The following is a 12,244-nucleotide window of genomic DNA, read 5'->3' as shown; positions in this document are numbered from 1 at the left end:
GGCGGCGCGGGCGGTTTCGGCCGCCGACGACGCGGCCGCCATCGTCGGCGCGGCGGCGCGGGTGGAGCCGGTTGCCGACGACGAACTGGCGGGCGCGCGCGGCAAGTACCTCGGGGCCAGCCTGGTCAGCGGCTTCATGGTGGAAATGGTGTCGCGCTGGCAGAACGACAGCGCGGTCGCCACCGCCACCGCGCGCGTGGCGGCGGCCAACCTGGCCGCGGGCGCGGCGGCGGCGCAGGCCAGCGCGAGCCTGTCGGCGCGCGTGCAGAGCCTGGGCGGCGGCGCGGTGCAGGGCAACGGCGGCGTGGCCAGCGCTGCGGTGCAGGCCGCGGGCGTGGGACAGGTGACGCAGATCGCGGGTGACGGCAACTCGGTGCGCAACGTCAGCACCATCACCACGCAGACCGCGCCGCTCGCGGCGCCGGCGGCCGGCGGCAACGGCACCGCGCCGCAGGTGGCGCAGGCCAACGGCATGACGGCCAGCGCGGCGGTGAGCCCCGGCGGCGGGGTCTCGGTGGCGATCCTGTCGGCGGCCGGCAGCGCGACGCAGAACGCGCAGGGTGGCGGCCTGATGCAGGCCGCGCGCGTCACCGGCGACGCGCAGCAGGTGCTCAATCTCACCAACATCACGCTGCAAGTGCAGCAACTGACGAACCGGCAACTGACGCAAACGAGCATGCGGGACGCACTGGCGGCGATCGCATCGATGCGACGATAATCGCTGCATGCGGGGGTGGCGCACCCGCTTGACGCGTGTTCAGATTTCCGGGGGGAAAGATGAAGACCGAATTCGCTGTGCTGGGAACCCTGGCGGGAACCCTGCTCTCCACCGGCGCGTGCGGGCAGGTCGGTGCCCAGGCGCCGGGCGCGGACGAGCGGATCGAACGATTGACAAGACTGGTCGAGCAGCAGGAGCAGACCATCAGGACTCTCGAGCGGCGCCTGGACGAGCTGGAAATGGCCGGGGCGCGCGGCCGGGGGGTCGTGGAGGGAACGGGGAGAACCGGGGAAACGGGGAGCAGTGCCGAGGGGAACGCCGGCGGCGGCATGGCCGCTGCGGGCGTTCCCTCCCTGGCACAGGACGCCGCGCCGGCCGCGCCCGGCAACCTCGCCGGCGGCGCCGGCACGCCGGTGGTGGGTTCCGACGCGCGCGCGACGCAGCAGCAGGCGCGCGTGCAGAGCAAGGACCTGGTCTACCAGACCGAGCACGCGCCGCTGTTCGAGCGGCGCCTGACCATCGACAGCGGCTTCGTCTACAGCTACTACGACCGGCGCGCGCTGTCGCTCTCGGGCTTTCTCGCGCTCGACGCGATCTTCCTCGGCACCATCAACCTGAACCAGACCAAGTCGCACACGCTCACCTACGACACCATCTTCCGCTATGGCCTGACCGACCGCATGTCGATGGACTTCGACCTGCCGGTGACGTACCGCAACACCAACTTCATCTCGGGTGGCGCGGGCGGCTCCGCTGCCAGCCTGTCCGACGCCACGCTCAGCACCACGGCGCTGGGCGACATCAGCATGGGCGTGTACTACCAGTTCCTGCGCGAGAGCGGCGCGGCGCCGGACGTGGTGGGCAGCGTGCGCGTGCGCGCGCCCACCGGGCGCTCGCCGTTCGGCATCAAGCTGGTGTCGGCCGACCCGAACAACAACAACCTCAACGTCGCCGCGCAACTGCCGACCGGCAACGGCGTGTGGGCGGTCACGGCGGGCCTGTCGGTGCTCAAGACCTACGACCCGGTGGTGCTGTTCGCCAATGCCAGCTACACCTACAACATCAGGCGCTCCGTGAGCGACATCTCGTCCGTGCAGGGCGAGGCCGCGCCGGCCGACGTGAAGCTCGGCGACACCATCGGCTTCGGCGGCGGCCTGGCGCTCGCGCTCAACGACCGCACCTCGATGTCGCTGGCCTTCAACGCGGCGCTGTCGGGCAGCACGCAGGTCACGACCGCGGGCGTGACGCAGACGGTGGTCGGCAGCCGCGCCAACGTGGCGACCATGACGTTCGGCTTCAACCACGTCATCACCAAGGGGCTGTCGGTGAGCACCGCGTTCGGCATCGGGCTGACGCCGGACGCGCCGAACTATACGGTGTCGCTGCGGTTTCCTTATACGTTCTGAGGAGATGGGACGGGAGAGAAAAAACGGGGCCCCGGCGCGGCGGGATTGCAGACGGCAGGCGGCGCCTGTCGCTGAGGGTTTGCTCCCCTCTCCCATGAAATGGGAGAGGGGAGACCACAAGCGGCAAGCAAATGTTGTCGGCGACCTGTACGCGCACCGCAGCCCGCCTGATCTCCGTCGCCCGCAGCCCGCTATTCCCCCGCCCCCGGCCTCGCCTCGATGCGGATGTTGTGCTTGTGCATCAGCCGGTAGAGCGTGACCCGCGAGACGTTGAGCTCGCGCGCGGCGGGCACCACGTGGAAGCCGTGGCTCGCCATCACGGTGCGGATCGCCTCGCGCTCGGCTTCCTCGCGGATGGCGTCGAGCGTCTTGCGCGGGGTATCGGTGCCGCCGTGCAGCTGCAGGTCTTCCGCGGTGATCTTGCGGTTGTCCGTCATCACGATGGCGCGCCGCACCCGGTTGATCAGCTCGCGCACGTTGCCGGGCCATTCGTACTGCATCATCGCCTGCGTGGAGCACGGCGAGAAGCCGCGGATGCGCCGGTGCGCCTCGTGCCCGTGCTCGGCGAGCACCGCGTTGGCCAGCAGCAGGATGTCCTCGCCGCGCTCGCGCAGCGGCGGGATCGACAAGGTCAGCACGCACAGCCGGTGGAACAGGTCGGAGCGGAAGCGCCCGTCGGCCTGCGCCGCCACCAGGTCCACGTGCGTGGCCGAGATGATGCGCAGGTCCAGCGGAATCGACTGGTGCCCGCCGAGCCGGGTGATGGTGCCTTGCTGCAGGAAGCGCAGCAGCGCGACCTGGCTCTCCAGCGGCAGGTCGCCGATTTCGTCGAGGAACAGCGTGCCGCCCTGCGCCTGCTCGATCCAGCCGATCTTGCGCTGGTTGGCGCCGGTGAACGCGCCCTTCTCGTAGCCGAACAGCTCGGACTGCACCAGGTGCGGCGGAATCGCGCCGCAGTTGATGGCCACGAACGGTCCCTTGCGCCGGCTCGACGCCTCGTGCACGGCCTGCGCCGCCAGCTCCTTGCCGGTGCCTGATTCGCCGGAGATGAAGACCGGCGCCTCGTTGTGCGCCACCTTGGCCAGCGAGCGGAACATCGCGCGCATGGCCGCGCATTCGCCGATCATCGGGCCATGCCCGATCAGCTCGTGGCTGCGCGCGCCGTGCAGGCACGCCATGCCGTGCGCATGCTTGAGCGTGTAGAGCAGCTCGCTGAACGAGAACGGCGTGCGCACGTAGTCCACGCAGTAGTCGCGGATCAGCCGGCGCACGCGCTCGTCCTCGAGCATGCGCGAGGAGGTGATCGCCACCCACATCACGTGCAGGTATTGCAGGCTCTGCTCGAGCTGCGCGAGCTCGGCGTCGCTGTACTCGCTTTCGAGATCGAGCACGCCGGCCATCGGCGCGCTGCCCCGCACCACGCGGCTCAGGTCGCGGATCTGCTGGATGTGGCGAATCTCCCAGCCAGACCCGAACTGGGCCGGATCGAATCCATAGGGTTCATGGCGCGACACGACCAGCACCTGTGCGGTGCGTGTCGCCACCTTGCACAGTCGGTCCATAGCGTTCTCCCTGCCGTTGGGCATCTTGGCTACCCGGGCTTGCGCGGCGGCCTCGCTGAGGTGCGGGCTTTGCGCGTGGCCAAGCCGGGGCGGTTGGGGGAGGTCCCCCATGCGCAACGTGGGCATTACGGCCTGGACAGACTGCGGGACTGCTCGCCGAGGATGGCGTCGTGCTCGCCACCGGCCTGGAGCTGCTCGCGGATGCGCCGGCGCACCTGGTCTTTCTCGCGCAGCAGTTCGCCGCGCGGCGCCTCGGGGGACTGGCCGGAGTATCGGTAGTAGAGCGTCTTGTAGGTAAGCTGGCTAAGGATCCATTCCTGGAGCAGCGAGCGCTGGCGCGAAAGCTCGCCCTCGAGCGAACGCTGGCGCTGCAGCAGCTGTTCGATGGCGGCGCGCACGTGGGACGGCAGCGCGCCATCCTGGCTGAGGAAGGCTTCGACGGCGCTGGCGGCCGGATCGGTGCGCTCGGCGATGCGATGTCGGCGCGGCGTTTCGGCGGCAGCCTCTCCGAGGGCTGCCCAGGCGCGATGAATGGAAAGACTGGCGGACTCGCTGATGGGCCCCATAGCGGGTCGCCGGATTTCTCCTGCATTCATGATGTGATCCCCGTTGAACAACACCCCCGGCACTACACGTTCGCGATTACCACTTATCTTTCATCTTGTTATTTGCTTTCTTGTCGAGGCATGCGTGTATCCGCATGCTCCCTTCGTGGTGGCGAAGCCATCTGGACGATGGTCTGGTCGGCCATTCAGTCCTTGCCCGTTCTGCCGACGGCGGACTCTTCTTTCTGTGGTTATTCCAGATAATGCGTTGCGCCAGACGGCGCCACTCCGGAACGCCGGAGTCAAGAAGGGGCGCCTTGAAGCGCCCCGCTATTTGCCACGACTCTAGTTCAGTGCATTTGCGGCGGTTTGTCCAGCCCTCAGTATGGGGACTCACGCCAATATCATCCTTTAGTATGAGCCCGCTCCCATACACTGCCTGGCCTGACAGGTAATTAGCCACTTACATTGTGCGCAGAAACGGGTACGGGTCGGCGTTGCACGCACGCACGCCGGCGGCGGTTCAGGCACGCAGAAACGGGTACGGCATCGCGCCGGGCGGCGCGGAGCGCGCGCATCGGGACCACGCAGAAACGGGTACGCCCGGCTCGCCGGCCTCTCGTTCGCGACCTGCCGGACGAGGCCGGCCGGATCAGTGGCCGGGCAGGTAATAGAACTTGAAGACGAACACCGCGGCGATGATCCACACCATGACCGGAACGGTCCGGGCGCGGCCGGTCAGCAGCTTGAGCCCGGCGTAGGCGATGAAGCCGAACGCGACGCCGTTGGCCACCGAGTAGGTGAACGGCATGCCCAGCGCCGTCAGCACGGCCGGCACGACTTCGGTCGCGTCGGACCAGTCCAGGTCCACCAGTTCGCGCAGCATGAGGCAGGAGACGTAGAGCAAGGCGGGCGCCGTGGCATAACCGGGCACCGTGCCGGCCAGCGGCGAGATGAACAGGCAGGCAAGGAAGAGCACTGCCACGGTCACTGCCGTCAGCCCCGTGCGCCCGCCGGCCTGGACGCCCGAGGCGCTCTCGATGTAGGCCGTGGTGGACGAGGTGCCGAGCAACGAGCCGGCCATGATGGCCGTGCTGTCCGCCATCAGCGCCTTGTTCAGCCGGTCCATCTTGCCGGCCTTGAGCAGGCCCGCGCGGTTGGCCACGCCCATCAGCGTGCCGGTCGCGTCGAACAGTTCCACCAGGAAGAACACCAGCACCACGTTGATGATGCCGATGGAAAGCGCGGCCGAGATATCGAGCTTGAGCAGCGTGGGCGCGATGGACGGCGGCGCGGAGAACACGCCGTGGAAGGCGTTGTCGCCCACCACGAAGCTGAGCGCGGTGGTCAGCAGGATGCCGATCAGGATCGCACCTTTGACCTTGAGATGGTCGAGCGCGACGATGGCGAAGAAACCGACGATGGCGAGGATGGCCGGCGTCCGGTGGAGATCGCCGATCGTCACCAGCGTGGCCGGGCTGGCCGCCACGATGCCCGCGTTCTTCAGCGCCACGATGGCGAGGAACAGCCCGATGCCCGCGGTGATGGCGATGCGGATCGAGTGCGGGATGCCGTTGACGATCGCCTCGCGCACGCGCAACAGCGTCACCAGCAGGAACAGGCAGCCCGAGATGAACACCGCGCCGAGCGCGGCCTCCCACGGAAAGCCCATGCCCTTGACCACGGTGTAGGCGAAGTAGGCATTCAGGCCCATGCCCGGCGCCATCGCGATCGGGTAGTTGGCGTAGAAGCCCATGATCAGGGTGCCGATCGCGGCCGCCACGCAGGTGGCCACGAACACCGCGTCCTTGGGCATGCCGGCGTCGCCCAGGATGCTCGGGTTGACGAAGATGATGTAGGCCATCGTCAGGAAGGTGGTCAGCCCGGCCAGCAGCTCGGTGCGGACGTCGGTCTGGTGCTCGCTCAGCCTGAACAGCCGCTCGGCGAGCGACGGGCTGGCGGGCACCGCTGAACGGCTGCCAATGGGTTCCGGTGTCGGCATGAAGGCTCCTCTTGTCCTGTTGCGTGGCGATGCTTTGTTTCGGGCTGACGCCGGCGGCGGGCGGGGCGTGGCCGGACGGTCTTACTGGTCTGACTGTCCGGCATATTCTCCCCGGCGGTCGCCGCCGGGGAGAATAGCTGGCATACAAAATATGTGATGGCCTTGCCGGCACCGGCGGTGAATCCGGGCCGGCATCCAGAATCACCCTACCTTGACGCTGGCGCTAATCCACCGTATAAACCCCGCTAGATTCAAGCGACGAGGCAACAGCACATTCGTTAGCCACCGTCATGGTACTTCCGTTGTCCATGGTGTCCTTTCCTTGAGTTGCTTTGCTGGATATGCGTGAGCTATCCGTTTCTTTTTAAATTTTTGTCAGGAAAAGCAATACCATGCAAACCGGTATCGTTAAATGGTTCAACGACGCCAAGGGCTTCGGTTTCATCAAGCCGGACGCTGGCGGTGACGATCTCTTCGCACACTTCTCTGAAATCCGCGCGGACGGTTTCAAGTCGCTGCAGGAAAACCAACGCGTGTCGTTCGAAGTCAAGAACGGCCCGAAGGGTCTGCAAGCTGCGAACATCACGCCGCTGTAAGCAGTAGACTGGCACTCCGCCTGGAGTGCGACCCAGTCGAGAAACCCCGCCTTCCGAGGCGGGGTTTTTTTTGCCCTGCGCGGGTGGGCGAGGCCGATTCTCGCCATCGGTAGCAGGGCACGGCTCGCGCTTCCTGCCGCGTTCCGAAAGCCCCCAGCGCGGCAAAGGGCAGCCCGCCTTTTCCTCCGCCCCCATCCCGCCGGACCCACCCGAAGATGTGCTGACTGCTCCGCAGAAACGGGTACGCTTCCGTGCGGGCAGGAGTGTCGTCTCCCTGTCTCGAGCCACGCCTCGGCGTTCGCAGAATTGGGTACGCATCGGCTTCGCCCGGCGCGGCCGCCTGTGCCGGACGGCGAAATCCGCGGCCCCCGCATGCGCAGAAACGGGTACGCAAAGCCCCTCTTAAGCCATCACAGGCCGGCTTTTCACATCGCTCCCGGGCCGGATATGCCCGCAGAAACGGGTACGCTTCCGGCCAGCGCAGCGGCCTTTCGTGACTAACCAGCTCCCTGGCTCGAGCAACCGCACGTCCCGCTGACGTATTGGTGCAACGCAGAAACGGGTACGCAATGCGAATTCGCAGCACCCCACCCGTTTCCGCCTGCACGCAGAAACGGGTACGCCAGGCGTGCGTTTCGGGGCGATTTCGACCGTCCAGCGCTCCCTCGCCTGGTTTCCCCCGCCCTCCTCCCGGACCTTCGCCATCCCATTTTCTTGGCATGGCAATGAAACGGGCGACAGCCCGCAGAAATAGGTACGCCCCGATGCCTGCCATCGCATGGCAAACGTTCGCAGAAACGGGTACGCCACATCGTGAAGCCGTCCCGACATCCGACACCGACATTCCAGGCCACGCTCCATTACCCCGCAGAAATGGGTACGGAGACGTATACCCTTTTGCAGCCTATGGAATATCGAGTGCAAGCACTCGCTTTTTGGCTAAAGCTTATGTATAATGGCAATGGGAAATTCCACATCACCCGGCCCTTGGGAAAGCATTCGCAGAAACGGGTACGGAAGCGACCGAAATGCATGGTGGAATGTCTCGCAGAATTGGGTACGCTTCGATCCTGGTCCCGAGTAATTGATGCTTTCGCAGATTTAGGTACGCCGCAGAAACGGGTACGCATGGCCGGGACTGTCAGGGTCGACGGCACGTCGCTTCAGGGCGCCCGCAGAATTGGGTACGCAAATGGAACGCCGGGCGCCCGAATGACGCAGAAACGGGTACGCTGCACCGCAACGGCGGCGTGAAAAAGCCGGCTCCGAACCCATTTCTGCGGGGGTAACTTCGTGTGCCAGGCGTGTTTACCCCGGCGCGAGACGTAAACGGCACCCCGCCCGCAGAAACAGGTACGCTTTTGGCCCCTGCCGCTGTGGAAAAGCCTGTGGGAACAGTGAGTTATCCCCGCAGAATCCGGTTCGCGCTTTGCGCTGAAACGGGTTCGGTATACCGCAGAATCTGGTACAGCACTTCGCAGAATCGAGTACGGTTCCACGCAGAATCGGGTTCGCGGAGGGTGTTTTTCCGTATACGGATCAATGGCTTGAGAGCCACGTATACGGTTTACGAGTAGTTAACCCATACGCTTATCGTTTACTGGTAGCTGAGGTCCGGGCATCCGTGGACAACCCTGCCGGGTTGCCCACCGCTGTCCGCCCCGCAACCAGTCATGAGACCCACCTACCCCAAAACAAGCGGGCTAACAGGAAATTCGCCTACCGTACCTGTTTCTGCGTGACAAGGCTGTTTGCTTCGCGTAAAAAGTCGTGTATTCCGAAGCACGCCAATATGCCCATCAAACGCACCCAGACCATCCTGGGATCTCATGGCCCAGCCGACATGGACCATGAACCATCCCGCATCATCGTTCCCGGCGACGAGAACAGTCTGGTTCCGTCCGAGAAATTCCAGCGTCTGTTCGATGAGGCGCAGGCTATGGAGCGGGAAGATGCCTGGCAGAGCGGCGAGGTCGGCTTCCTGAGCCGGGCCAGCGTGCAGGTCACGCTTCCGTACCGCGCGCCGAAGGGCGCGCCTCCGGTCTGGACCCGGACCAGCGGCAATATTTCGCTGATGATCCAGCCCGGCTACTTCACGCAGCAACGATCCGAGAAAGCGAGCAATGGACGCCAGAAACTGGTGTCCGAGACCGTTTCGCTGGGCTATCCCTACGGTTCCTACCCGCGCCTGATGCTGGCCTGGATCGGCAAGGAAATCATGGCCAAGAAGAAGCGCGGCGAGTTTACCGGGACGGTCGAGGACCGGCGTATCTCGCTGGGCAATTCGTTGTCGGAGTTCATGTACAACCTGGGCATTCCGATGGCCACGGGCGGCAAGCGCGGGACCATGACGCTGGTGCGCCAGCAGATGATCCGACTGTTCTCCGCCACCATCGCGATCGTCCAGAACAAGTCCACGCCGGCGCAGAACCAGAATCCCAATCATGAACCGCTCTCGATCGACCGGGTCGGTTATCTGCTGGCCGACCAGTTGTCGACCTGGTGGGACCCGATGCAGCCCGGGCAGGGATCGATGTTCGAGAGTTTCGTGGTGCTGTCCGAGCCGTTCTTCAACGAGCTGGTCAACCGGCCGGTGCCCGTCGACATGCGCGCGCTGAAGGCGCTCAAGCAATCGCCGTTCGCGCTCGACGTCTACTCCTGGCTGACCTATCGTTTCTTCACCATCCAGCGCCGCACCGAGATTCCGTGGGAAGCGCTGCAAATGCAGTTCGGCACCGAAACCGAAAGCGAGCGCAAGTTCCGCGCGCTGTTCCGCAAGGCGCTGAAGGATGTGCTGGTGGTCTACCCCGGCGCCAAGGTGGATGCCGACTCGTCCAAGGCACTGATCCTGCAGCCGTCGCGCACCAGCGTCCGCAAGCTGGCCTGAGCCGCGGCTGGCGAATTGCCGAACCCGCCCGCCATCGGCCGGCGGGTTTTTGTTTTCCGGCATCGCCGGTTTCCGCTGCGACGCGTTGCCGCATGGGGTTCGGCCGCAACTGTGGGGCAATTGCATCACTCGCGGCATGACCGGCCGCGAAAAAGAGAAAGGGCAAACGTGGAACGCTTGCCCTTTCTCTGCTGGCCGTACCGGAATGATGGTTCCGGTGCAGCCGGCTATTTCGGCTGATTCGTGAGATCAGGCCGGCTTGATGGCGGATGCCTGCAAGCCCTTCGGACCTTGCTTCACTTCAAACGTGACGCGCTGACCATCCTTGAGCGTCTTGAAGCCCGAACCCTGGATTTCCGAGAAGTGCGCAAACAGATCCGCACCGCCATCGTCCGGGGTAATGAAGCCAAAGCCCTTGGTCTCATTGAACCATTTGACCGTACCGGTTGCCATGTGAATTTCCTTTCGAAGCAAGTTCTTGTACACAACGCAAACAACGCTAACAACCGCTCAAGCACGCTAAGTTCTCGTAGTTACCGAACGGATGCCGACGAGGTTGACACGACTTGACTCGACTGTAGCGGGCATCATAACCAGTTTGTCTAGTTGTGTCATGTGCGGCGAAAGACGCACTATGCCTAATGTAGGCGGATTCCATGCCGCATTTCAAGCGGAAATCTTTCATTTCCATAACGCGGAATGTTTCAGCTAATTTTATATTAAAAATATAAAATAAAAAAACAGTTGAGCCGGCACGTCACTTTGTCTACAGTTGCGCCTAGGGTTAATCGCGCGCTTTCAGCGCTGAAAGAGAGGTCGCAAGTGCCAGCTAAAATCATCACGGTCTTCAACCAAAAGGGCGGATGCGGCAAGACGACGGTCAGCATGCACCTCGCGGGCACGCTGGGCCTGCGCGGCGCGCGCGCCATGCTAGTGGACATGGACGAGCAGGGCACGGCAACCCGCTGGGCGGCGCAGGCCAGTGACGAACGTCCTTTCCCGGCTTCGGTGATCGGCCTGGCGCCCTCGGGCGGGGCCATGCACCGGGAAGTCCGCAAGTTTGTCCAGGATTACGACTACATCGTGGTGGACTGTCCTCCCGCCGTGCATTCGGCCGCGCCGTCGAGCGCACTGCTGATTTCCGATCTGGCGATCATTCCCGTCGTGCCCTCGCCGCCCGACTTGTGGGCAGCGGTGGCCGCCAAGACGCTGGCTCAGCATGCCCAGGTCCAGAATGAAACGCTGCGGATCCGCGTGATGGCCAACATGGTGCAGCGGCGCGTATCGATCGCGCGCCAGGCCATCGAGATACTTGGCGACGACGCGGATGTGCCGCTGATGAATGCGATGATCGGCTCGCGCTCGGCGTTTCGGGAATGCCAGGCGATCGGTTGTACCGTGCACGGCGTGGCCGGCGCGCGCGAGTCGGTGCAGGAAGTCGACCTGATGGTCGACGAAGTATTGTCTTTGATTGAGCAATAGGTATGGCGACAAAACTGAAGAGCCTCAAGGCCGGCATGTTGGCCGGCATGGCGGCGGAGAAGACGCGGGGCGATTCCCTCGACCGCTTCGCGCGCGCCGAGGCCGCGATTTCCCAGCATCCGAACGGACTGTTGCAGGCGCGCTCGCGCGAGGTCAGCCCGATTTTCAGCGCTGAAAGTGACCCGGCGAAGGAGGGCGGCCGCGTCCTGATGAAGGTGCCGCTGGCGCAGCTTCACGACAATCCGTTCAATGCGCGGCGCATCTACGACCCGGTCGTGGTGCAGGAGCGGGCCGCCTCGATCGCCACGCATGGCCAGAAAACGCCTGGCTTGGCCACGCCCGACCCGGCGCGCCCGGGGCATTACATCCTGATCGACGGGCACTATCGCAAGCGCGCGCTGGCCTCGGCCGGCAAGCTCGAGATGGAATGCTTTATCGAGAGCGACGTCAGCGATCTCGATTTCTACCGCCTGTCCTTCCTGCTCAACGAGCAGCGCTCCGACCAGTCCGCGCTCGACAACGCCATTGCCTGGCGGCAACTGCTGGACGAAGGCAAAGTCCAGAAAGAGGAAGATATATGCGAATTGACGGGCATGTCCGCCGGCACCGTCAACAAGACGCTGGCGTTGCTGCGCCTGCCGGAATCGGTGCTGGGCGTGATGCGCGAGCGGCCGGCGGCGATCGGCATCGCCACCGGCTATGAACTGACGCTCTATTGCAAGATCGTCGGCGAGGACCGCACCCGGGATCTCGCCACGCGCATCATGGTGGAGGGGCTGTCGAGCCGGGAAGTGGAGGCCATCCGCAAGCAGGCCCAGGACGGCAAGTCGCGGAAGATCAAGGAAATCAGCCGGCAGTACAAGATCCGCAGCGATGCCGGCCAGTTGCTCGGCACCATCAAGGAGTGGGATTCCGGCCGCGTGATGCTCGACGTGCAGGTCGGCGACCGCGCCGCGCGCGAAGCCCTCGTCGAAGCGCTCAAGGCGCGTTTTGGCCTGGACAAGACGGCTGGCTGAGAAGCCGGCGGGGGAGGCCGCGGATGCGGG

10 protein-coding genes are annotated in these 12,244 nt (G+C 64.8%); 6 read left to right on the top strand and 4 right to left on the bottom strand.

Annotated elements, in window-relative coordinates; genetic code table 11:
- Together K206_RS43820 and K206_RS0123160 are read left to right on the top strand one after the other, a co-directional pair.
- The coding region (locus K206_RS43820) for a hypothetical protein (RefSeq protein WP_020204776.1) at positions 1 to 718 on the top strand (718 nt) is incomplete at its 5' end.
- Positions 719 to 777: 59 nt separating this feature from the next.
- Positions 778 to 2,124: a transporter gene (locus K206_RS0123160; RefSeq protein ID WP_231401656.1), complete on the top strand. Its 1,347-nt coding sequence runs from the start codon at positions 778 to 780 to the stop codon at positions 2,122 to 2,124.
- A gap of 191 nt (positions 2,125 to 2,315) precedes the next feature.
- On the opposite strand, the gene K206_RS0123155 is transcribed toward K206_RS0123160, so the two are convergent.
- The 3 genes from K206_RS0123155 to K206_RS0123145 all read right to left on the bottom strand — a co-directional run bounded on the left by K206_RS0123155 (position 2,316) and on the right by K206_RS0123145 (position 6,233).
- Entirely contained in the window at positions 2,316 to 3,686 is a 1,371-nt protein-coding gene (locus K206_RS0123155) for a sigma-54 dependent transcriptional regulator (RefSeq protein WP_020204774.1), read from the bottom strand.
- A 125-nt stretch (positions 3,687 to 3,811) separates the two neighbouring features.
- The gene (locus K206_RS0123150; protein ID WP_020204773.1) at positions 3,812 to 4,252 is read right to left on the bottom strand and encodes a hypothetical protein; all 441 of its coding nucleotides are present in this window, start codon (positions 4,250 to 4,252) and stop codon (positions 3,812 to 3,814) included.
- Between the two features lie 631 nt (positions 4,253 to 4,883).
- Complete coding sequence (locus K206_RS0123145; RefSeq protein WP_029043975.1) at positions 4,884 to 6,233, bottom strand: NCS2 family permease; 1,350 nt, start codon at positions 6,231 to 6,233, stop codon at positions 4,884 to 4,886.
- A 392-nt stretch (positions 6,234 to 6,625) separates the two neighbouring features.
- On the opposite strand from K206_RS0123145, the gene K206_RS0123140 reads away from it, so the two are divergent.
- On the top strand, positions 6,626 to 6,829 hold the full coding sequence (locus tag K206_RS0123140; RefSeq protein WP_017228340.1) for a cold-shock protein: 204 nt from the start codon (positions 6,626 to 6,628) through the stop codon (positions 6,827 to 6,829).
- Positions 6,830 to 8,672: 1,843 nt separating this feature from the next.
- Positions 8,673 to 9,716, top strand: coding sequence for a replication protein RepA (locus K206_RS0123135; RefSeq protein WP_231401657.1), 1,044 nt, complete (start codon positions 8,673 to 8,675; stop codon positions 9,714 to 9,716).
- A gap of 249 nt (positions 9,717 to 9,965) precedes the next feature.
- On the opposite strand, the gene K206_RS0123130 is transcribed toward K206_RS0123135, so the two are convergent.
- On the bottom strand, positions 9,966 to 10,169 hold the full coding sequence (locus K206_RS0123130; protein WP_006159056.1) for a cold-shock protein: 204 nt from the start codon (positions 10,167 to 10,169) through the stop codon (positions 9,966 to 9,968).
- A 369-nt stretch (positions 10,170 to 10,538) separates the two neighbouring features.
- On the opposite strand from K206_RS0123130, the gene K206_RS0123125 reads away from it, so the two are divergent.
- Together K206_RS0123125 and K206_RS0123120 are read left to right on the top strand one after the other, a co-directional pair.
- Positions 10,539 to 11,198 carry a ParA family protein gene (locus tag K206_RS0123125; protein WP_020204770.1) on the top strand — a complete coding sequence of 220 codons (660 nt, stop codon included), beginning with the start codon at positions 10,539 to 10,541 and terminating at the stop codon, positions 11,196 to 11,198.
- Positions 11,199 to 11,200: 2 nt separating this feature from the next.
- The gene (locus K206_RS0123120; RefSeq protein ID WP_020204769.1) at positions 11,201 to 12,214 is read left to right on the top strand and encodes a ParB/RepB/Spo0J family partition protein; all 1,014 of its coding nucleotides are present in this window, start codon (positions 11,201 to 11,203) and stop codon (positions 12,212 to 12,214) included.
- Positions 12,215 to 12,244 lie beyond the last annotated feature (30 nt).

Origin of the sequence: Cupriavidus sp. WS (assembly GCF_000395345.1) — a bacterium.
In the GTDB taxonomy this organism is placed as follows: domain Bacteria; phylum Pseudomonadota; class Gammaproteobacteria; order Burkholderiales; family Burkholderiaceae; genus Cupriavidus; species Cupriavidus basilensis_B.
This window is presented reverse-complemented; position numbering and strand designations above follow the sequence as displayed.